At 69.7% G+C, this 20,228-nt stretch carries 21 protein-coding genes and 1 other RNA gene; 11 read left to right on the forward strand and 11 right to left on the reverse strand.

Annotation, left to right across the window (positions count from 1 at the left end; genetic code table 11):
* Positions 1-828 precede the first annotated feature (828 nt).
* Both NDR87_RS08265 and NDR87_RS08270 read right to left on the reverse strand, forming a co-directional pair.
* Positions 829-1,692 carry a slipin family protein gene (locus NDR87_RS08265; RefSeq protein WP_251910536.1) on the reverse strand — a complete coding sequence of 288 codons (864 nt, stop codon included), beginning with the start codon at positions 1,690-1,692 and terminating at the stop codon, positions 829-831.
* 94 nt (positions 1,693-1,786) lie between these two features.
* Positions 1,787-2,587, reverse strand: coding sequence for an APH(3'') family aminoglycoside O-phosphotransferase (locus tag NDR87_RS08270; protein WP_251910537.1), 801 nt, complete (start codon positions 2,585-2,587; stop codon positions 1,787-1,789).
* Between the two features lie 155 nt (positions 2,588-2,742).
* On the opposite strand from NDR87_RS08270, the gene NDR87_RS08275 reads away from it, so the two are divergent.
* Together NDR87_RS08275 and NDR87_RS08280 are read left to right on the forward strand one after the other, a co-directional pair.
* Complete coding sequence (locus tag NDR87_RS08275) at positions 2,743-3,507, forward strand: DUF4239 domain-containing protein (RefSeq protein ID WP_251910538.1); 765 nt, start codon at positions 2,743-2,745, stop codon at positions 3,505-3,507.
* A gap of 5 nt (positions 3,508-3,512) precedes the next feature.
* Positions 3,513-4,538: a hypothetical protein gene (locus tag NDR87_RS08280; protein ID WP_251910539.1), complete on the forward strand. Its 1,026-nt coding sequence runs from the start codon at positions 3,513-3,515 to the stop codon at positions 4,536-4,538.
* A 6-nt stretch (positions 4,539-4,544) separates the two neighbouring features.
* On the opposite strand, the gene NDR87_RS08285 is transcribed toward NDR87_RS08280, so the two are convergent.
* From NDR87_RS08285 to rnpB, 3 genes are all read right to left on the reverse strand, one after another.
* Positions 4,545-5,168, reverse strand: a complete 624-nt coding sequence (locus tag NDR87_RS08285; protein WP_251910540.1) for a hypothetical protein — start codon at positions 5,166-5,168, stop codon at positions 4,545-4,547.
* A gap of 215 nt (positions 5,169-5,383) precedes the next feature.
* A complete protein-coding gene (locus tag NDR87_RS08290) occupies positions 5,384-5,878 on the reverse strand; it encodes a hypothetical protein (RefSeq protein ID WP_251910541.1) in 495 nt (164 codons plus the stop codon).
* Positions 5,879-6,112: 234 nt separating this feature from the next.
* Positions 6,113-6,519: RNase P RNA component class A (rnpB, locus tag NDR87_RS08295), an RNA gene on the reverse strand.
* Positions 6,520-6,652: 133 nt separating this feature from the next.
* On the opposite strand from rnpB, the gene NDR87_RS08300 reads away from it, so the two are divergent.
* The 3 genes from NDR87_RS08300 (at position 6,653) to NDR87_RS08310 (ending at position 9,096) form a co-directional block, all read left to right on the forward strand.
* Entirely contained in the window at positions 6,653-7,540 is an 888-nt protein-coding gene (locus NDR87_RS08300; RefSeq protein WP_251910542.1) for an alpha/beta hydrolase, read from the forward strand.
* A 156-nt stretch (positions 7,541-7,696) separates the two neighbouring features.
* Complete coding sequence (locus NDR87_RS08305) at positions 7,697-8,206, forward strand: GNAT family N-acetyltransferase (protein WP_251910543.1); 510 nt, start codon at positions 7,697-7,699, stop codon at positions 8,204-8,206.
* 239 nt (positions 8,207-8,445) lie between these two features.
* Positions 8,446-9,096 carry a hypothetical protein gene (locus NDR87_RS08310; RefSeq protein WP_251910544.1) on the forward strand — a complete coding sequence of 217 codons (651 nt, stop codon included), beginning with the start codon at positions 8,446-8,448 and terminating at the stop codon, positions 9,094-9,096.
* A 246-nt stretch (positions 9,097-9,342) separates the two neighbouring features.
* On the opposite strand, the gene NDR87_RS08315 is transcribed toward NDR87_RS08310, so the two are convergent.
* Both NDR87_RS08315 and NDR87_RS08320 read right to left on the reverse strand, forming a co-directional pair.
* On the reverse strand, positions 9,343-10,623 hold the full coding sequence (locus tag NDR87_RS08315) for a bifunctional RNase H/acid phosphatase (protein WP_372494112.1): 1,281 nt from the start codon (positions 10,621-10,623) through the stop codon (positions 9,343-9,345).
* Positions 10,620-11,357, reverse strand: coding sequence for a zinc ribbon domain-containing protein (locus NDR87_RS08320; RefSeq protein WP_251910546.1), 738 nt, complete (start codon positions 11,355-11,357; stop codon positions 10,620-10,622). The genes NDR87_RS08315 and NDR87_RS08320 overlap by 4 nt, the downstream gene beginning before the upstream one ends.
* 178 nt (positions 11,358-11,535) lie before the next feature.
* Between NDR87_RS08320 and NDR87_RS08325 the strand changes: the two genes are divergently transcribed.
* Positions 11,536-11,973, forward strand: a complete 438-nt coding sequence (locus NDR87_RS08325; RefSeq protein ID WP_251910547.1) for an OsmC family protein — start codon at positions 11,536-11,538, stop codon at positions 11,971-11,973.
* A 4-nt stretch (positions 11,974-11,977) separates the two neighbouring features.
* Here NDR87_RS08325 and NDR87_RS08330 read toward each other — a convergent pair whose 3' ends face one another.
* Positions 11,978-13,108, reverse strand: a complete 1,131-nt coding sequence (locus NDR87_RS08330; protein WP_251910548.1) for a Nif3-like dinuclear metal center hexameric protein — start codon at positions 13,106-13,108, stop codon at positions 11,978-11,980.
* Between the two features lie 157 nt (positions 13,109-13,265).
* Positions 13,266-14,297: an Rv2231c family pyridoxal phosphate-dependent protein CobC gene (cobC, locus tag NDR87_RS08335; protein WP_251910549.1), complete on the reverse strand. Its 1,032-nt coding sequence runs from the start codon at positions 14,295-14,297 to the stop codon at positions 13,266-13,268.
* A 103-nt stretch (positions 14,298-14,400) separates the two neighbouring features.
* On the opposite strand from cobC, the gene NDR87_RS08340 reads away from it, so the two are divergent.
* Together NDR87_RS08340 and NDR87_RS08345 are read left to right on the forward strand one after the other, a co-directional pair.
* Positions 14,401-14,880: a low molecular weight protein-tyrosine-phosphatase gene (locus NDR87_RS08340; protein WP_251910550.1), complete on the forward strand. Its 480-nt coding sequence runs from the start codon at positions 14,401-14,403 to the stop codon at positions 14,878-14,880.
* Between the two features lie 5 nt (positions 14,881-14,885).
* Positions 14,886-15,800 carry an SURF1 family protein gene (locus NDR87_RS08345; RefSeq protein WP_251910853.1) on the forward strand — a complete coding sequence of 305 codons (915 nt, stop codon included), beginning with the start codon at positions 14,886-14,888 and terminating at the stop codon, positions 15,798-15,800.
* A 67-nt stretch (positions 15,801-15,867) separates the two neighbouring features.
* On the opposite strand, the gene NDR87_RS08350 is transcribed toward NDR87_RS08345, so the two are convergent.
* A complete protein-coding gene (locus NDR87_RS08350) occupies positions 15,868-16,791 on the reverse strand; it encodes a cobalamin biosynthesis protein (protein WP_251910854.1) in 924 nt (307 codons plus the stop codon).
* 215 nt (positions 16,792-17,006) lie between these two features.
* Here NDR87_RS08350 and sigJ point away from each other — a divergent pair, with 215 nt between their 5' ends.
* Complete coding sequence (sigJ, locus tag NDR87_RS08355; RefSeq protein ID WP_251910551.1) at positions 17,007-17,933, forward strand: RNA polymerase sigma factor SigJ; 927 nt, start codon at positions 17,007-17,009, stop codon at positions 17,931-17,933.
* A 4-nt stretch (positions 17,934-17,937) separates the two neighbouring features.
* Here the strand turns inward: sigJ and ald are convergent, their stop codons facing one another.
* Complete coding sequence (ald, locus tag NDR87_RS08360) at positions 17,938-19,050, reverse strand: alanine dehydrogenase (RefSeq protein WP_251910552.1); 1,113 nt, start codon at positions 19,048-19,050, stop codon at positions 17,938-17,940.
* Positions 19,051-19,340: 290 nt separating this feature from the next.
* Between ald and NDR87_RS08365 the strand changes: the two genes are divergently transcribed.
* The gene (locus NDR87_RS08365; protein WP_251910553.1) at positions 19,341-19,859 is read left to right on the forward strand and encodes a gamma carbonic anhydrase family protein; all 519 of its coding nucleotides are present in this window, start codon (positions 19,341-19,343) and stop codon (positions 19,857-19,859) included.
* Positions 19,860-20,010: 151 nt separating this feature from the next.
* On the forward strand, positions 20,011-20,190 hold the full coding sequence (locus NDR87_RS08370; protein WP_251910554.1) for a hypothetical protein: 180 nt from the start codon (positions 20,011-20,013) through the stop codon (positions 20,188-20,190).
* The last annotated feature ends 38 nt before the right edge of the window (positions 20,191-20,228 follow it).

Below are 20,228 nucleotides of genomic sequence, written 5' to 3' on the forward strand. Positions count from 1 at the left end.
ACCGGCAATCATGGCACCGGCAACCAACTTGCGAACCACTCGCATAGAGATAGAACCTGCTTTCCGACGTCGTTGACACCCACAGCCCCGTTGCCGCCCCCCGGCAACGGAACTTTCCAACGCGCAACACTCTATGACGTTTGTCACGGATAAGGCCAGTTGAGCGAAGATTTCCGAGCCGGGCTCGGCGAGCCGAATCCATTCCCGCTCCGGCTCAACTGGATTCCCCGTGTTTCAAACGTGTCCAATCCCACCCGAAAACCCCGGCGAGACCCGGGTGCCTCGGCATTCACCCGCTCCGACGCTCCCCCGAAAGGCGCCCGTCGAACAACTCGATGGCCGATTGATGAACGCAAGACCAACCGGTCCGATTTGCCGGATTCCCTGCCCGCCACGCCAACTCACACCCCCTTTTCAGCATCAAGATCAAGAGCCAACGCACATAACTCGTCCGCCCAGCCCGTCCCCCGCACCACGCCATTCCACCCCCCTCCGGACAACCCCCAGCCAACTCCCCACTGCGCCGAAACCACCACGCCTGCACGAACCCCGGCCCGCTGTTACTGTGGCCCCGTGTTCGCGGGACCGGTCGGTCCCACCGCATCATCCAGTCGAGAAACAAGGGAGTTCCGCACCGTATGTCGTCCATCGTCTACGACTACCTGTTGCCACTGCTCGGCCCCGAACAGGCCACCTACTGGGCCCAGATCTTCGTCATCAACCCCGTGGGCTGATCCGGCAGACTCCGGCTGCGGCGGCACCCGACCGGGTGCCGCCTTTGCTTTTCCGGCCCCCTCGTACAGCCGCCGAATTCCGGACGCGACAGCCCTATTCGCTACGCTCGGGCCGCCCGCCGGAAGCCTCGATACCGCGCGGCTCATCCTGTTCGCCGGGAGTTTCCCCTGTCTCCGCCGATTCCGCGTTCACCGCGGGCGTCGACCGCTCCAGGAAGCGCAGCAGTTCCACCGGGAACGGCAGCACCAGCGTCGAATTCTTTTCCGCCGCAACCTCGACCACCGTCTGCAGCAGGCGCAGTTGCAGGGCCGCGGGGGCCTCGGCCATCGTCGAGCCCGCCTCGGCCAGCATGCGTGAGGCCTGCAGTTCGCCCTCGGCGGTGATGACGCGGGCGCGGCGTTCGCGCTCGGCCTCGGCCTGGCGGGACATGGAGCGCTTGAGCGATTCCGGCAGGGCGACGTCCTTGATCTCCACGCGGTCGATCTGGATGCCCCACGCCAGTGCGGGGCTGTCGATCATGAGCTCCAGGCCCCTGTTCAGCTGTTCGCGATTGGACAGCAGATCGTCGAGTTCGCTCTTGCCGATGATCGAGCGCAGGGAGGTCTGCGCCACCTGCGCGACGGCGAACAGGTAGTCCTGCACCTCGACCACCGCCTGGATCGGGTCGACGACGCGGAAGTACACCACCGCGTCGACCCGCACGGTGACGTTGTCGCGGGTGATCCCCTCCTGCGCGGGCACCGGCATGGTGACGATCCGCATCGGCACCTTGCGCATCTTGTCCACGATCGGGATCAGCAGCCGCAACCCCGGATCCCGCACCGCGTGCACCCGCCCGAATCGGAACACCAGCCCGCGCTCGAACTGTTCGACCACGCGCAGACCGAAGCCGAGCGCGACACTGCCCGCCACGGCACCCACACCCGCGAGGGATACCACGATCGCCACCAGGTCCATAACCCACCGCCCAGCGAAATGCCCGGCGCGCCAGAGAAACCGGGCCCTGCATCGATCATGGCACCGCGCGGGCGCGGGGGCGAACCAGATCGGCCTACCCCCACGTCAGCGGGTCGAGATCGAGATAGAACCGCAGCCGCTCGGCATCGAGTTCGACGCCGTAGGCCCGCGCGAACTGCCCATCGGCCGCCCGCGCCCGCTCCTCGTCCGGCCAGGTCTCCCGGGAATTGGCCAGCAGCAGCGCGAAATCGGCATGGGGATCGGCCGTTCCGAGCCGCCCCAGATCGATGAATCCGGCGACCTCCCAGGTTCGCGGGTCCAGGACGATATTGGGCAGGCACAGATCCCCGTGGCACACCACCGATCCCGCGGCCTCCTGCGCGAATCGATGCTCCAGTTGCGGCACCAGGCGTTCCAGCAGCACCTCCGGATCGACCATTCGCTGCTCATCGGACAGGAAGTCGGGGTCGACGGCCTTGCGCTCCACCACATCCCGCGCCCGCCCGAACATCTCGGCGAGCCCACGCCCGAATGGGCAGTCCCGCGTGGGCAATTCGTGCAACCGCCGGACCGCGTGCGCGATCGACTGCCACGCGCAACCGAGTTCGGCCGCCGACACCGCACTCGCGGGCACGCCCGCGACGGCTGCGGTGATCAGACAGGCCCCGGCGTCGGTCTCGATCCAGTCCAGCAGCGTCGGGCCCGGAATCCCCTGCGCCGCCAACCATTCCACCCGGTCTCGTTCCTCCGCGAGCTCATCGGCTCGCTCGCCGACCGCGCATTTCGCATAGCGAGCACCGTCGACGGAGCGCAAGACCGACGCCCCGGACTCCCCATCACCCACCGGCTCCCACCCGTCCCCCGGCAACCACTCCGCACAATTCGAATCGGACACTCTCGCGATCGTAGGTATCCGTCGAGCCCCCTGTCACGAATACCCAGTGACGGCAGCTGCTTTCGATCTTGTGGAACCGAGGTCCGGCCTCGGTGGTTCGGCCTTGTACCCGTATCGAGTGGAACCGGTGATCGCCCGGAGAAGGTGGGGCCCGTATGGTCCAGGCATTGCTCGCCGTCGTCGCGGCGGCGGCCGTCGCGATGGGCGTCTTCGTGATCGGCAGCCGGGTGTGGCCGAAGTCGTGGCAACAGTCCGGTGACGAGGATTCCGCCGGGGGCATGGTGCTCGACCTGGTCAATACGTTCTTCGTGGCCGTGGTCGCCTTCGTGGTGGTGCTGTGCTGGCAGCAGTACGACAACGCGCAGAACCACACCATCGCCGAGTCCAAGGCGCTGGTCGCCACCTACTGGATAGCCCACGACATGCCCGAGCCCGAACGCCAGCGCGTCCAGGACCTGCTGCGCAATTACACCGAGCAGGTCATCGGCCAGGAGTGGAAGGTGATGGATCGCGAGGGCCGCCTCAGCCGCACCGCGCAGAGCACCCTGGACGCGGCACGCGACGCCGTCTCCGGCATCCAGTCCGACGACAGTTCCGTCGCCGACCTGCGCAGCAAGGCGCTCGACAGCCTCCAGCAGGTCAACGACGCCCGCCAGGACCGCGCCATGGACGTCCGCCGCGGCATTCCCGGATTCCTCTACATCGCGCTGTGGTTCAGCACGGCCATGGTGCTGCTCAGCCCGGTGCTGTCCGGTATCCGGGTCAGTGTGAAGAACGTGCTCATGATCGGGCTGCTCGGCCTCGTCGTGGGTGCGGTGCTGTTCCAGATCCACAATCTCGACCGGCCGTTCTCGCGGCAGACCGTCGTTCCCAGGGACGCGTACGAGAACGCGCTGTCGAGTTACGAGCAGATCACATAGGGGTTATGAGATTCGATCGCAATGCCCCGCGAAACCGCGGGGCCGCATTCAGATTCACGGCCGCGGCCGCCGTTCTGCCCGCGGCGGTACTGTTCTCGTGCCCCCTGGCGAGCGCCGAACCGGGCGTTGCCGGATGGCCGTCGGGGATCTTCACCGGCAGTGCCGGGACAGGCACGGGCGATGCCGGAATGGGCACGGGCAGTACGGATTCAGGCACCGGCTCGGCCGCGGTGACCGAGATGCCCCTGGATCTCGGTTCCGCGGTCAGCGTGCCGACGATCTCCCGGCCCGTGATCTCCGCTCCGGACGTGTTTGTCCCCCCGCCAACGCCACCCACGCGCGGTTGGGACGAAAGCGCTTCGGACGATGAAAATCTCGTCGTACCCACCGCCGCGGCCGGCGCCACCCCGGCCGCTTCCTCCGACGACCTCGGCCTCGACAGCGGCAGCGTGCGGACCGCCTGTACCGGAAGCGCGATCCTCGGCGGTTCCGCCCTGCTGGCCGCGGTGGTCACCGGCAGCGGATTCGGTTCGGGCTCGGCCGGGCTCGGCTCTGGCGTCGGGCTCGGCTCCGGCCTGGGGCTCGGCTCCGGACTGATCGGCCCCGGTTACGGCGGCTCGGCGCTCGGCAGCGCGGCGGTGGGCAGCGCGGCCACCGGCAGCGCACTGCTCACCTGTCTGCTGCTGTTGCCGAGTATCCCGGCACCGCCCATCCCGGAATTCCCGCTCTTCCCGGGCCCGCCACCCGCACCACCGCCACCCGCACCACCGCCACCCGCACCACCGCTGCCCGGCCCACCCGCGGCGCCCGCGACACCGGCCGGATTCGTCAGCGCGCCACCGGAACCGGCGAGCCCGCCGATCCCCGCCCCGGTCCCCCGGACACCCCGCTCCCCCCGCCCGACCGCGGCCCCGGACCCGACGCCACCGGAAGGCTGGAATCTCGTGAAATTGATTGCCGTCCTGGTGATCTCGGTACTCACCGCAACCGCGAGCCGAACCGTGCGCCACGTGGTACGGGCGCGACACTGAACGCGCTCACGCCACACCCGCGGCCAAGTGTGCCGCCCAACCCCCGTCCAGCAGCGACACGAGATCGATCCGGCGCACCGCCATACTGCCGGCCCCGGTGAGGGCGGCATTGATCCGCTCTCGAAGCAGTTGCGCCGCAACCCGATCGACTCCGAAAACGGACCCGAGCAGCCCCGCCGCCGGATTGGGCGCGGCGATTCTGATCGGCAATCGCGCGGCCACCGGCGCGACCCGCACAACCAGCGCACACGGCGGCTCCGGCACCAGCCTGACCCGAGTCTGCACCCACGCCGCCCCGAGAAACCGCGTCCTGGTCCCAGCCACCCCCAACTCGAGCACCACCCGCACAGGCACCCCCACCCGCAACTCCGACAGATCCCCATCCACCGGCCCAACCTGCACCGCCCCCGGAATCCCCACCATGCTCACCGACCCGAGCCCCCCGGGCCCCACCCCCACCGGCCCGACCTCCACGCACCCACCCACCATCCGCTCGACCACCGCCGCAATCCGCCGCGGCTGCGCCACAGCCCGCAACATCCCCTCCACGAACCCGAGCCGCTCCCGCTCGGACAGCACCCGCGCCTCCCCTTCCGCAGCCCCCTGCCCCGCGGGCACGTCATCCGGCAATCGATCGACACGACGGAACAACTTGGACCTCCAGAAGTAGCTCTCCTAGGCCCGACTACCGCCATATCCGCCGCGGAAACCCGGTGCGGCGGCCGAAGTTCGAGAGACGAGTCGTTCAGTGAACCAGTCGTGGCCCGCACCCCCTTCGCCTCCCTCTGCCGGAGGGGGTGGGGCCACCCTTGGACCAGCACTGCTACGCCGGGCGCGCGAACACCCTAGGCGCGGTACCACCCCGTCCAACTGCCATTCGACCGCCGCTGATTATGCCAAACGCGGTTGTCGGTTCCCTTGCACTGGATCGCGAAGTTCCAGTGATCACGAGGATTTCTCCAAGCGAGATCAACTGAATCTTCACCCGGCCGAATGCACTGACCTCCCATGTCCGCCCAGTTGCTCAATCCACCACCGGAACTCCACTTCGTATATACTTTCTTGTTCGTTCCGATAACAAATGCCTGGTAATACCCATTGGGCAGTCCGTGGATATAGTCGCTCTTGCAGTAGAAATTTCCGGTCCACGGAGCGTTGTAGTGGCACCAGCCATCCGTACCCCGGTACGCAGTGCCCGGATGGCGAGGTGGCGCGGATTCCGCCGGAACCGGTTCGTTGGGTTCTTGCACGCCGGGATCGCCTGACGCTGGAGCCGCACCCAGCAGCGCGGCGCCCAAGAGCGCGACGGCATACGTGAACAATTTCTTTCCCCTGCTCATGACTTTCCCCTGTTTCGAATTAATCTTCGAGGCCGAAAAATCGGCTTCGTCGAAACTACCTCCCCCGGGAGGGCGGGACATCTCACAGCAGTGACAAGAGCGCGAAACCTTTTCCGTAGTAACGGAGGTTCCACGTCAACCGTCGGATGACAACCACGGCTATATCGCGCCAGGCCCCGTGTACGACTGCGAATTCCACCCCGTTCATCAACGGCCCTGGGCCGGAAGTTTTGGAGGACGAGTCGGTCTGTAAGCCGGATCCTGTCCCGGTCGAGACCGGGGGCGGCCATCCATCTGGGTGCACCGTCACCGGGCACCTCGAGCGGTCCACCCGCAGGCTCGGGCGAGCAGCCCTCGGGCACCTGCGCAGCCGCACTCCGAAAAGTGCGGCCTTCGACCTTGCTCCGGGCGGGGTTTACCTAGCCGCCCCGGTCACCCGGGGCGCTGGTGCGCTCTTACCGCACCGTTTCACCCTTACCGGCGTTGTGCACGCCGGCGGTCTGCTTTCTGTGGCACTGTCCCGCGGGTCACCCCGGGTTGCCGTTAGCAACCGCCCTGCTCTGTGGAGTCCGGACTTTCCTCGGCGACAGGCAGCGACACATCGTGTCCGTTCCTCTCGACGCGGCCGCCCGACCGACTCGTCTGGACCGATTATGCCGTACGCCCGCAACGCCTCGGCGTTCGGTCCGGTATGCCGGATTGCCGCCGGACCGCGGAAATGACCCCGGGATCCAGGTCAGCGGCGCGCTCGCCGAACCAGTACGGTATTTCGCCATGGAGCGTGTCGAGGTGGGGTTCCCGTCGGGAAGCGATCAGTGTGCAGCGTGGCTCTATCTGCCGGACGGTCCGCCCAAGCCGCGACCGCTGGTGATCATGGGGCACGGCCTGGGGGCCAATCGGGAGATGGGCCTGGACCGCTACGCCCGCCGGTTCGCCGCCGCGGGAATGGGCGTGCTGGCCTTCGACTATCGCGGTTTCGGCGCCAGCGGCGGCGAGCCCCGGCAGATGGTCAACATCGCCCGCCAGCGCGACGACTGGCGCGCCGCCATCGCCTTCGCCCGCACCCTCAAGGGCTTCGACGCCACCCGAATCGCGTTGTGGGGCAGCTCCTTCGGCGGCGGGCATGTGCTGTCGATCGCGCACGAGGACGACTATCTCGCCGCGGTCGTCGCCCAGTGCCCGTTCACCAGCGGTCGCGCCTCCACGCTGGCCAAGGGTCCGATCAGCATCATGAAGACCGGCACCCTGGCCGTCACCGATCTGCTGATCGGCCCGATCCGCCGCAAACCCATCGGCGCGCGCCTGGCCGGGCGCAAACGCTCGGCGGCGCTGATGAGCGCGTCCGACGTGCCGGAGGGCTACGGCCGTCTGGCCGAGGAGAGCGAAAACTATCAGCCGAAGGTGGCCGCCCGCTTCGGCCTGTCGGTGATGTTCGATTCGCCGTGGCGGCGCACCAGGGGCATCAAGGTGCCGGTGCTGTACGCGGTGTGCGACAACGACTCGGTGGCCCCCATCGGCCCGACCCTCAAGGCCGCCGAACGCACCAAGCACGCGGTCGTGAAGCGCTATCCCATCGGCCACTTCGACATCTACTTCGACGACTGGTTCGAGAAGGCGCTCTACGACCAGATCGACTTCCTGGTCTCGGTGCTGCGCCCGTAAGTCGGTTACCCGCCGTAATTTTCTTGCCGCGCCTCGCCCGTACCTCAGTGGCCCCGCCCATAAATCGCTTGGCCCGCCTCGCGCGTCATTCGATTGCCCGCCCATGATTCCCTTGCCCGCCTCGTCCGTACCTCGGTCGTCCCGCCCATAAATCGCTTGCCCCGTCGCACCGCCCGGGGCAGCATCGGCCGGGTGCGGGTGCGGCGACTGGGCGACGACGAATGGCGAGCGGCGCGTGACGTCCGCCTCGACACGCTGGCCACCTCCCCGCCCGGCACCTTCGCGCAGACCTTCGCCGAGGCATCGCAGTGGGACGAGCGGCGCTGGCGGCAGTGGTACGCGACCAGGACGATGTTCGTCGTCGAGTCGGAGCAGCGCGGCATCGGTTGCGCCGGAGTCCTGTTCGAGCCGACCGGCCCGCTGCTGGTCTCGGTCTGGGTCTCTCCCGCCGCCCGCGGCACCGGAGCGTCCGACCTGCTGCTCGACTCGATCGTCGACTGGGTGCGGGCCCGCGGCCATCACCACCTGCGCCTGTGGGTGCTCGACGGCAACACCCCCGCCGAAAAGCTCTACCGCAGAATGGGTTTCCTCCCCACCGGCCGCCAGCAGGTCACGTCCGCGCACAGCCCCGACCTGGAAAACGAGATGGTCCGCGTGCTGCGCTGAATCCACCCGGTTCGCTGGAACTCTCCGGCGGAGTCACCGATCCGCCCCGGCGATGGCCCCGGTGCGCCGCGAAGCACCGCCTCGATGACATATCCCCATGATCGGCATCGGCCACAGCCTCGAGGTCGCGGTCGCCGGATCGCTGGTGCTGTACTGGCCGGATTGTGCTGAGCCACCACACTCTTTAGACCAGCCTAAACACCCGCTCACTCCGGCCCGTAAGACCATAAATTGCCAGTATGAGCGCGTACGACGACGGCACGGAATTCGGAACGACGGCGCTGGTGAACGGCCATGTGTCCAGCGAGCACCCGTTCGAGCAGCTGCACGCGGCGAAGCTGACGGCCGAGGAATATGTGCAGGGTATGGCCACCGCCGCGGTGGAGCTGGACGCGGCGGTGGCGGACTTCGTCGCCGCGAATCGGCGGATGATCGAGGCCATGCACGCGGCGAAGCGGCAGGGGCTGGGCAGCAGCGAGATCGTGCGCCGCACCTCGATCGCGTGGCCCGCGGAGGTCGCACTGGACATCCTGGCCAAGACCGAGCAGACCGCGCGGGCCGCCCAGGTACTGCGCCGAGCGGGGGTCTCGGTGGGCGACAGCAGCAACGACGGCGACGGCGAGGTCACCGTATCCCTGCACAGCTCCTGGTCGCGCCGCCTGGTCTGCCTGCACATCAAGAAGACCCACACCACCGAGGACACCCCCGCGGCGGCCCGCCGCGCCGCCGCCACCGTCGTCGGCGCCCTGCACGCCGCCGGCTACCGCCTCCTGGCCCACCCCGGCGCCCCCTTGACCACCTCCTCGGCAATCGAATACTTCTCCGACCAGTCCGCCGTCCTCATCATCGAGGAGCCCGACAGCACGACCTCGCACACCACGTATTCCTAGACCCGCACCCGCCCGGATCGGGGCAGCCGCCGGCCGGAACCCGCATCGGCCCACTCGCATTCGATGATCCGGTTGAGCCACCAAGCTCCGTGCAATAGCGGAAATTCCGATGGGAGGACCGCTCCACCGGCCCCGCTGCTCAACAGGGTCCACTCGACGCCGTCCCAGACGGCCGCTGGGTGGTGGGTCAGGTGATCGACTCCGAAGGCGGATTCCGCAGAACCGGCCACGGCTGACCACGCCGCCTCACAGGTACGACGTCTCGTTCACCAACCGCACCGACGACCCGCCGTCGGGATAGAACTCCGCGATCGACAGCGACGCCAGATCCAGGTGCAGCCGGTACAGCAGGCTCGGGCCGACGCCCAGGGCCAGTTGCAGCAGGGTCTTGATCGGGGTCACGTGGCTGACCACCACGATGTTCTGGCCGGGATACAGGCCCACCAGATCTCGCCGCACACCCTCGACCCGCTCGCGGACCTGGTCGAAGCTCTCACCGTTGGGGGCGGGCAGGGACGGGTCGCCGAGCCAGCGGGCGTGCAGGTCCGGATCCCGCTGTGCCGCTTCGAGGAAGGTCAGGCCCTCCCAGTCGCCGAAATCGGTTTCGATGAGGCCGTTCAGGACCCGCACGGGGGCGGCGAGGGCTTGGGCGGCGGCCTCGGCGGTCTCGCGGGCGCGGTCCAGCGGCGAGGTGACGACGGCGGCGATATCCCCCTTGGCGGCAAGGTATTTCGCGGCTCGGGCGGCCTGGTCGCGCCCCAGGGCGGTCAGGGGTGGATTGCCGCGGCCCGAATAGCGGCGCTGCACCGACAGTTCGGTCTGCCCGTGCCGCAGCAGCAGCAATCGGGTGGGCCGTCCACGAGCACCGGTCCAGCCGGGACTGGATGTGGCAGTCGCGATCTCGGCGGGATCGGTCGCCTGCGCGGCGGTCTCGGCGGTCCAATCGGAAAGCGGTCGTTCCGCGCCGCTTGCCGTTCCGGCCGGAGCGATATCCCCGCCGATCGCATGGCCCTGCGCCGCAACGGAACCTGCCTCGGTCGAGTGGCCTGTCGATACCGTCCGATCCCAGCCCGACGCGTCCGCGCCGGAATCCGCCTCGCGCACTCCGTCGATCAGCTTCGCATCGTCCATCGCCTCGTTGGCCAGCCGATCGGCATGCGAATTCTCCGCCCGCGGCACCCACTGGAACCGCACCCGATCGAATCCGGCCACCAGCCGCCGCGCCCGATCCGCCAGCGGAATCATGGCCTCGTGCTTGACCTTCCAGCGCCCGGACATCTGCTCGACGACGAGTTTGGAATCCATCCGCACCTCGACCTCGCGCGCGCCCAGCTCCGCGGCGGCCTCCAGACCCGCGATCAGACCCCGGTATTCGGCGACATTGTTGGTCGCGATGCCCAGGGCCTGTTTGCGTTCGGCCAGCACCTGGGCGTGATCGGCGTCCCAGACGACCGCACCGTACCCGGCCGGACCGGGATTGCCGCGCGAGCCGCCGTCCGCCTCGACGATGACCAGCACCGGCGTCACAGCCCGGATTGCTTGGTGCGCACCAGGATCGCGCCGCATTCGGGACAGCGCACGACGACCTCGGGCGCGGTCTTGGCGATGCGGGCGATCTCCCCGCGGTCCAGCTCGATACGGCAGGCGCCGCAGCGGCGAGCCTGCAGCAGCGCCGCGCCGACACCGTGCTGTGCCCGCTGCTTGTCGTAGATCGCGAGCAGTTCGGTGGGGAAGGCGGTGAGCAGGCCGTCGCGGTCCCCGGCGCAGCGCTGGGCCGCGACCTCGAGGTCGGCGAGGGCCTCGTCGCGGCGACGCTGGGCGTCGGCCAGATCCGCCTCGGCCTTGGACAGGTTGGCCCCGGCGTGCTGGTGGTCGGAGACGGCGGCCTCGCGGCGCTCCATCACCTCGAGCAGATCGTCCTCGAGCACCGCGCGGCGGCGCTCCAGGCTGCCCAGCTCGTGTTGCAGCTCCGACAGCTGCTTGGCGCCGACGCTGCCACCCTCGAGCATGCCGCGGTCGCGCTGCTCACGCTTGCGCACGCCGTCGATCTCGGTCTCCAGCTTGCGGATGTCGCGGTCCAGGTCGTCGATCAGGATCTCGACCTTCACCGCCGCATCCTTGCGGGCGGTGCGCTCCTGCTCGAGCCGCTGCACCTCCTGGGCCTCGGGCAGCACCTTGCGGCGATGCTCGATGCGCGTCAGTTCGGCGTCGACGGCGGCGAGGTCGAGCAGCTTGGCCTGGATCGGTGGTTCGACATTCAACGCGGAACTTACTCCTCGACACTTCGGACGGTCGGGCCCCGGTCGGGTGCCCAGCACGGACCCTCAACCGTACCCCGCCCGCGCCGGGTTCGGTCCCAACCCCACCCCATTGGTTTCGGATCGGCGGCCGCGATATTTCGGCGGCGGCCGAAAGCGAGTCCGTGGCAGTCTCATTGGCATGCACAGCTATGAGGTGGAAGTGGTGTGGAGCGGGGCCACCACCGGCTATCGCGCCTATTCCCGCAATCACGAGGCATTCGCACCGGGCCGCCCGCCGCTGCCCAGCAGCGCGGACCCGATCATCGGCCGCGGCGACGCGGACCGCTGGAATCCGGAGCTGCTGCTGGTCGCGTCCCTGTCCGAATGCCACATGCTCTGGTACCTGCACCTGTGCACCGAGGCGGGCATCGTCGTGACCAACTACCGCGACGCGGCCGAGGGCACGATGGACGACGAGCGCTTCCACCGCGTGGTGCTGCGCCCGCGGGTGACCATCACCGACGCCGCGCGGATCGACGATGCCCGTGCGCTGCACGCCGCGGCCCACAAGCGCTGCTTCATCGCCAACTCGATGAACTTCCCGGTGGACCACGAGCCGCAGATCGTCGCGGGATAACGCCTCAGCAGTCGGCCGCGCCCAGCGTCCAGGGATCGGTGCGGATGGTCGACACCCGAGTGGTCAAGTCCGGCAGGGCCGTTCGCACCACCCGCTCGGCCTGGGCACACCATGGGAATTCGGTGGCCCAGTGCGCGGCGTCGACGAGCGCTGGACCGCCCGCGCGCAGATGTTCGTCGGCCGGATGGTGGCGCAGGTCGGCGGTGACGTAGGCGTCCACGCCCAGACGCGTCACGGTGCCGAGAAACGAATCGCCCGCGCCGCCGCAGACGGCGACCGTGCGGATCATCCGCTCCGGATCGCCCGCCGCCCGCACGCCCCACGCGGTGCCGGGCAGCGCGGCCCGGACGCGAGCGGTGAAGGCGCGCAACGTTTCCGGCCGGGTCAGCTCCCCCACCCGGCCCAGCCCGAGCCCGGACGGCAGCGCCGCCCGCTCGGTCACCTGGAAGGCCGGGGATTCGTAGGGATGCGCCGCGCGCAGGGCGGCCAGTACGGCGGCGCGCCTGCCCGGCGGGGCCACCACCGCGAGCTGCTCCTGCTCGACCACCTCGAGCTCACCGACCGCACCGGCCGCCGGATTCGCCCCGGCCACCGGCCGGAACTGCCCGGCGCTCGGCACCCGCGTGGCACAGTCGCGATAGTGGCCACTCCCGCCCGCGCCCGCCTCGAACAGCGCGGCCAGCACCGCGTCGGCGTGCGAGCGCGGTACCTGCACGGTCCACTCGTCCACCGACCCAGCGGGTTTCGGTTCCAGCGGCCCGGTGACGGTGAGCCCCAGCGCCTGGGCAAGAGCGTCGGAGACGCCCGGATCGGCGGAGTCGGCGTTGGTGTGCGCGGTGAACAGCGCGCCTCCGGCGCGGATCAGCCGATGCACCAGCGCCCCCTTGGGCGTGCTCGCGGCCACCGTGTCGACCCCGCGCAGCAACAGCGGATGATGCACCACCAGAACGTGTGCGCCCCAGTCGATCGCCTCGTCCACCACCGCCGCGGTCGCATCCACCGCGAACAGCACGCGCTCGACCGGCTCCCCGGTATCCCCGCACACCAGTCCGACCGAGTCCCACGACTCGGCCAGCCGCGGCGGATAGGCCGCCTCCAGCGCCCCGACCACATCCCCGACAGTCACACCGGTCAACCGGCCCTCCTCGCCATCGCTCGCAACCTCGTCCCCAAGAAGCTACCGCTCGGCCCCAGCCCGACCGGTTCGAGCTGTTACATCCCGATCGCGTACCGCAGCCAGCCGATGACCACGCCGACTATTTCCAGCGAAATTGATTCGACATTGCGCACCGTTACCGAGATTCGCCGATAGCCGCGATGAGGCGATCGACCTCGGCGGACGCGCGGACGGCCAGCCGTAGATGATCACCGTCCAGGCCGGGAAAGGTATCGCAGCGGCGCACGGCGATTCCCTGATCCGCCAGCCGTTTTCGCAGCAGTTCGCCATCGCGCACCCGGATCAGCAGAAAGGGACCATGCGCGGGTTCGTGCACCGCCACGCCGAGTTCGCGCAGCCGCTCGATCATGGCACCGCGATCGGCGGCGACGAGCTCCGCGCGCGAATTCGATTCCGCGACCGCGTGCGGTTCGGCGGTCGCCGCGATCGCCTCCAGCTGCAAGGTGCCCAGCGGCCAATGCGCGCGGCCGTGCGCCAATCGGGCCAGCAGCGGCGGCGGACCCAGCAGGTAACCACAGCGCAGCCCGGCCAGCGCCCAGGTCTTGGTGAGGCTGCGCAGCACCAGCACGTCCGCAAGGGATTGCCCGGCAAGGGATTCCGGCTCACCGGGCACGGCGTCGAGGAATGCCTCGTCGACCACCACGATCCGTCCCGGACGCCGCAGGGCGGCGATGGTGTCGGCCGGATGCAGCACCGAGGTGGGATTGGTCGGATTTCCCAGCACGACCAGATCGGCCGTGTCGGGAACGCGCGCCGGATCCAGCGCGTACGGGGGCTCGAGCACCACCCGCGTCACCGCCACCCCGGCCTCGCGCAGGGCGAGTTCGGGCTCGGTGAACGACGGATGTATCACCGCGGCCAACCGCGGAGCCAGCCGCGGCAGCATGGCGAAGCCCTCGGCCCCGCCGCCGAGCAACAGCACCTCCTCCGGCGCGCGCCCGTGCCGCCGCGCCACCGCGTCCCGGGCGCGGAACTCCTCGGTCGCCGCGGGGTACCGCCCGAGCTCACCCAGCCGCGCGGCCAATCGCTCGCGCAACCACGCCGGCGGCCCACCGGCCCGCACGTTCACCGCGAAATCCAGCATTCCGGGGGAGACGTCGACGTCCCCGTGATGCCGCAGCAGCTCCCGATCGAATTCCGCGCTCATCGGCCGCCTCCCCCGCGGCGACGAGGGACGGCACGGTGGTTCGCGGTGGTTTCGAGCACAGGCCCAGACCCTACGTGGCCGCGGCACCCGGCCACCGGACAGAATGGCTGTCGTGGGCGAGCTGCACGTGACCTTCATCTGCACCGGCAACATCTGCCGGTCCCCGATGGCCGAGAAGATCTTCGCCGCGCATCTGGAGCGGGCCGGGCTGGCCGATCGGGTGCGGGTGAGCAGCGCGGGGACGACCGCGTGGCACGTCGGATCCGACGCCGACGCGCGCACCACCGCCGTGCTGAACCGGCACGGCTATCCGGTCGGGCATGTCGCGGCCATGGTGGGGGCCGACCATCTCGACGCCGATCTGGTGGTCGCCCTGGACACCTCGCACGAGCGTGATCTCACCCGCCTCGGCGTCCCGCCCGAGCGCAGGCGGCTGCTGCGCAGCTTCGATCCGGACGCCGACGATCCCGATGTCCCGGACCCGTACTACGGCGACGACGCCGATTTCGAATTGGTCCGCGAGCAGATCGAGGCCGCCGTGCCCGCCCTGCTCGACTGGGTGCACGAGCGGCTGCCGCGATGAACCTGCTGCGTCGGCTGACCTTCCTGCTGCGACCCAGCTGGGCGATTCTGGCCGTCGTGGTCGTCGCGTTCGCCTATCTGTGCTTCACCATCCTCGCCCCCTGGCAGCTCGGCAAGAACAGCTCCACCTCGCATCGCAACAAGCTCATCGCCGCCTCGGTCGAGGCCGCGCCGGTGGATGTCACCACGCTGCTCGCCGATCCGGGCGCCACGGATACCGAGTGGCGGCGCGTAATCGCCACCGGCACTTACGTTCCCGGCTCGACCGTGGTCGAGCGCCTGCAGCGGCTCAACGACAATCCGGCCTACGGCGTGCTGGCGACCTTCCGCCTGACCGACGGCCGCGTCCTGCTCGTCGATCGCGGCCTGCTCGCGGCCGCCGACGGCATCCGCCTGCCACAGGTCCCCGAGCCGCCCGCCGGTGAGCAGCGCATCGAGGCGCGGATCCGCAAGTCCGAGGGCGTCACCCCGGGCAAGGATCCGATGACCCAGGACGGCTACCGGCAGGTCTATTCGATCGACACCGGCCAGCTCGCGACGGTATTGGGCAGCGAACTCACCGCGATCCCGACCGGCGGCCCGGGCGGCTACCTGCAACTGACCGAGGGCCAGCCGGGCGCGTTCACCCCCCGCCCGCTGCCACAGCTCGACGCCGGACCCTACCTGTCCTACGGCTTGCAGTGGATCGCCTTCGGCATCATGGCACCGCTCGGCCTGGGCTACTTCGTCTACGCCGAACTGCGCGAACGCCGCCGCGAACGCGCCACGCCCACGCGGGAGCCGGTGCCGACCGAAACCTCCCTTCCCCCTTCCGATCTCGCACCCACCACCGAATCACCCACTCCCCCAAAACCTTCGCCGCCACGCGAACGCACCAACGCCGACCGCCTGGCCGACCGTTACGGCAACACCCGCCGCTGACCACCCACGCCCCGAACCACTTCCCTTGCTCCGCGACCTCTCGGACGACCAACCGGCCAGCGCGGCGTCAGGAGCGCCGAACAGCGGTCAGGACGGCCACGGCCGCCGCCGCGAGTTGCACAGCCTCCGACAACCGAACCGCGCGGCGCAGATCCGGCACGCGGGGCGCGGGTCCGCTGCCGAGGGTGGGCCGGAGTTCGACGCCGTGCCGGTATTGCGTGCGGCCGCCGAGGCGGACGCCGAGGGCACCGGCCATGGTCGCCTCGGCCACACCGGCATTGGGGCTGGGATGGGCCGCGGCGTCGCGCCGCCAGGCCGCGAGGGCCGTGCGGGGGTGGCCGCCCACCAGGGGGGCGAGCAGGGCGGTGAGCACGCCGCTCAGGCGGGCGGGGACGAGGTTGGCCAGATCGTCGGTTCGGGCCGCCGCCCAGCCGAATTCGCGGTAGCGGTCGTTGCGGTAGCCGACCATCGCGTCGAGGGTGTTCACCGCGCGATATCCCAGCAGGCCCGGCACCCCCGCGACCGCGCCCCAGCACAGCGGTGCCACCGCCGCGTCCGAGGTGTTCTCCGCGATGGATTCCAGCGCCGCCCGCGCGAGGCCGTCGGCGTCCAGCACCTCCGGATCCCGCCCGCACAGCGACGGCAGCAGCGCCCGCGCCCCGTCGATATCGCCGGTCTCGAGCCGATCGGCCATCTCCCGTCCCACCCGCACCAGCGACCGCCCGCCCAGCACCGTCCAGGTCGCCAGCGCGGTCACCACCGCCCGGCCGAATTCGTTGCGCCCCAACCGCTGCGCCGCGGCACCGGCTACCACGACCCCGCCCACCAGCACCGCCTCGTAGACCACCCCGGCCGCTCGGTCGTCGCGGTACAGCGCCGATTCCACCGCGGCCGCGCCCGATCCGAACCCCGCCACCGGATGCCAGCGCCGCGGATCGCCGAACACCCGATCCAGCGCGAATCCCAACCCGAGCCCGGCGGCCGTCGACATCCCCTTGCGCACCGGGAGAGGGTAGCGGCCCACCGCCCACCCTCGCGCACGGCCACGCCTCCCCATCGCGATACCGGCACGGCCCCCGTGACCTCGGCCCCGAGCCCGCGGGACCGGGTCGCCGCGGATCCAGCCGCCGTCACACCCGCACCCGCCGCGTCGTCAACCGAATGACGCGGCCGCTAGGCTCCCGACGGAACGGAAGGATGACACGCGTGACCGAACAGCGCCCCGACGAGATCGACCAGACGGAATTGGCGCGTCGGTTCGAGGAGCACCGGCAGTATCTGCGGCGGCTGGCCTACAGCACGCTGGGCAGCCTCAGCGATGCCGACGACGTCGTGCAGGAGGCCTGGCTGCGGCTGCAGCGCTGGCACGAAAATCGTTCTCCCGGAATGGAAATCGATAATCTGCGGGCCTGGCTGTCCACCGTCGTCGGGCGGCTGGCGCTGGACCAGCTCGGTTCGGCCCGGGCCCGCCGCGAACAGTACGTCGGCGAATGGCTGCCCGAGCCGGAGGTGAGCGGCTGGAACGACGACCCCGCCGACCGAATCACCCAGGACGAGCGCGTCACCACCGCCCTGCTGGTGGTCCTGGAATCGCTGTCACCGGCCGAGCGCACCGCCTTCGTGTTGCAGGAGGTCTTCGGTATGAGCGGACCGGAGGTCGCCGAGGTGGTCGGGCGGACCCCGGCGGCGGTGCGGCAGCTGGCCTCCCGCGCCCGCAAGCGGGTCGAGGAGGGCACCCCGCGCTTCCCCGCCAGCCGCGACGAGCACGCCAAGGCGGTGTCGGCGTTCGCGATGGCCTGGCGCTCCGGCGATTTGAGCGCCCTGCTCGGTGTGCTCGACGACAAGGTCACCCTGACCGCCGACGGCGGCGGCAAGGTGCCTGCGATCCGCAAACCGATCAGCGGTGCCGAGCTGGTCGCCAAGGTGCTGCTGGGCTGGTACCGGGCGGGCAACGGGGTCTGGGGCCGATTCGTCTCGGTCAACGGCGCCCCCGGGCTCATCGTGTTCGACGGACAGCACGTCGGAGTGTGGTCGTTCATCATCGAGAACGACCGCATCACCGGCATCAATGTCGTCCGCAACCCGGACAAGCTGCGCGATCTGCCCGCGGCCGAACCGGATTGGTACATGTAGCCCGTCACACCGCCGTCGGCGCGCCCACCGCGAGCAGTCCGTGCGCCCGCGCCACCTCGTCGGAGAACAGCTGTCCCGCATCGGCGGTCAGCCCCTGCGCCAGCCCGGGATCCTGCGCGCAGGCCGCCCGCCACCCGCGGTCGGCGATGGCCAACACATACGGCAGCGTCGCGTTGGTGAGCGCCACGGTCGAGGTGTGCGGCACCGCGCCCGGCATATTCGCCACGCAGTAGAACAGCGAATTCGCCACGGGGAAGGTCGGATCGGCGTGCGTGGTGGGGCGCGAGCTCTCGAAACAGCCGCCCTGATCGATGGCGATGTCGACCAGCACCGAGCCCGGCCGCATCTTCGCCACCAGCCCGTCGGGCACCAGCCGCGGCGCCCGCGCGCCCGGCACCAGCACCGCCCCGATCACCAGATCCGCGGCCAGTACCGATCTTTCGACCTCCGCGGCCTGCGAGGCGACGGTGCTCACCCGCCCGCCGAAGCGAATATCCAGCTCGCGCAACCGAATCGGATTGGTGTCGAGCACGCTCACCCGAGCGCCCATCCCGGCCGCCACACTCGCCGCATTCGATCCGGCCACGCCGCCGCCGAGCACCACCACCTCCGCGGGCCGCACCCCGGGCGCCCCGCCGAGCAGGACCCCGGCGCCCCCGGCGGGCGACATCAGGTGATACGCGCCCACCTGAGCGCCCAATTTGCCCGCGACCTCGCTCATCGGCGCGAGCAGCGGCAGCGAGCCGTCGCGACCGCGAACCGTCTCGTAGGCGATCGCGGTAATGCCCGAGCGCAGGATGGCATCGGTGCAGTCCCGCGAGGCGGCCAGGTGCAGGAAGGTGAACAGCACCTGTCCGGCGCGCAGGCGCGGATACTCCTCCGCGATCGGCTCCTTCACCTTCAGCAACAGCTCAGCATCCTGCCAGACGTCGTCGGCCGAACCAACGATGCGCGCCCCCGCCGCGCGATAGTCGTCGTCACCGAATCCGGAGCCGACGCCCGCACCGGCCTCGATCAGCACGCGGTGCCCGTGCCGGGCCAGCTCGACGACCCCGGCGGGGGTCAGCGCGATCCGTTCCTCCTGCGGTTTGATCTCCCGCGGCACCCCGATTCTCATAGCGCCATCGTCGCCCACCGCAGCGGCGCCCGCCACGATCCGGCGGCGGCGATTCGCAAGATGGCAATCAACTGGCAACTATCTTGCTGGAATGCTGGACAAGGTGCATAGTTCGTCACGTCATCCATCCGAATCGCCCGCCTGACCGAAATCCGCTTCCATCAAGGCAATTGCGGCAACGGCGCGACCGGAACGATCGCCACCGACCCGCTCGGTCCGGATCACCCGTCCGGCCGGTTCGCCCCCGGCCGCCCACCGCGCCATGTTCGACAACAACTAAGTTCTCGGCCATGAGGATTCAACTGGGTGAGCACGCACCGCGGATCGACGAGAGCGCGTGGATCGCGCCGAGCGCCACCGTGATCGGGCGGGTGACGCTGGGCGAGCAGGTCGGGATCTGGTACGGCGCGGTGCTGCGCGGCGATATCGAGGACATCTCCGTGGGCGCGCGCAGCAATATCCAGGACGGCTGCGTCCTCCACGCCGACCCCGGCTTCCCGCTGACCGTCGGCACCGGAGTCTCGGTGGGACACAACGCGATCCTGCACGGCTGCACGATCGGCGACGATGTGCTGATCGGCATGGGCGCGACCGTGCTCAACGGCGCGGTGATCGGGTCGGGCAGCCTGATCGCGGCCAATGCGCTCATTCCGGAGAACGCCCGGATTCCGCCGGGCTCGCTGGTCGCCGGGGTACCGGGCAAGGTGCGCCGGGAATTGGGCGAGGCGGAGCGGGAGCGGATCAAGCTCAACGCCGCGGTCTACGTGCACAGCATCGCCACCCATCGGGACGACACCAAGCAGCTGTGATACAGACCACACTGGTCAGATGACCAGGTAGCTGTCTTGTTAGCATTCTGCCAGCGTGACCGGGGTTCGGACCTGCCGCCGACATGTGCCCGTGCGGCTGGGGCGCGTCCGTTCGTCGGGCTCGCGATGAGGGTGAGCAGGAGGTTTCACGGTGTCGCACGAGTCGTCCGGTATGCACCGGCCGAAGGGGCGGATCAGCGTGGCCGATATCGCCGCACAACCCGGCGGAATCGAGGCCCTGCAGCGCCGGGTGCATGAATTGCGGTCCAGCGGTAGCGATTTCGCGGCGAACGCGATCGAATGGGAGATGGCGACGCTGAATCTGCGGTGAGCGATAGGGGGTGTCGGGCGCGGCGGCTCCGGGCAGCG

Source organism: Nocardia sp. CDC159 (assembly GCF_023740735.1).
Lineage (GTDB): Bacteria > Actinomycetota > Actinomycetes > Mycobacteriales > Mycobacteriaceae > Nocardia > Nocardia pulmonis.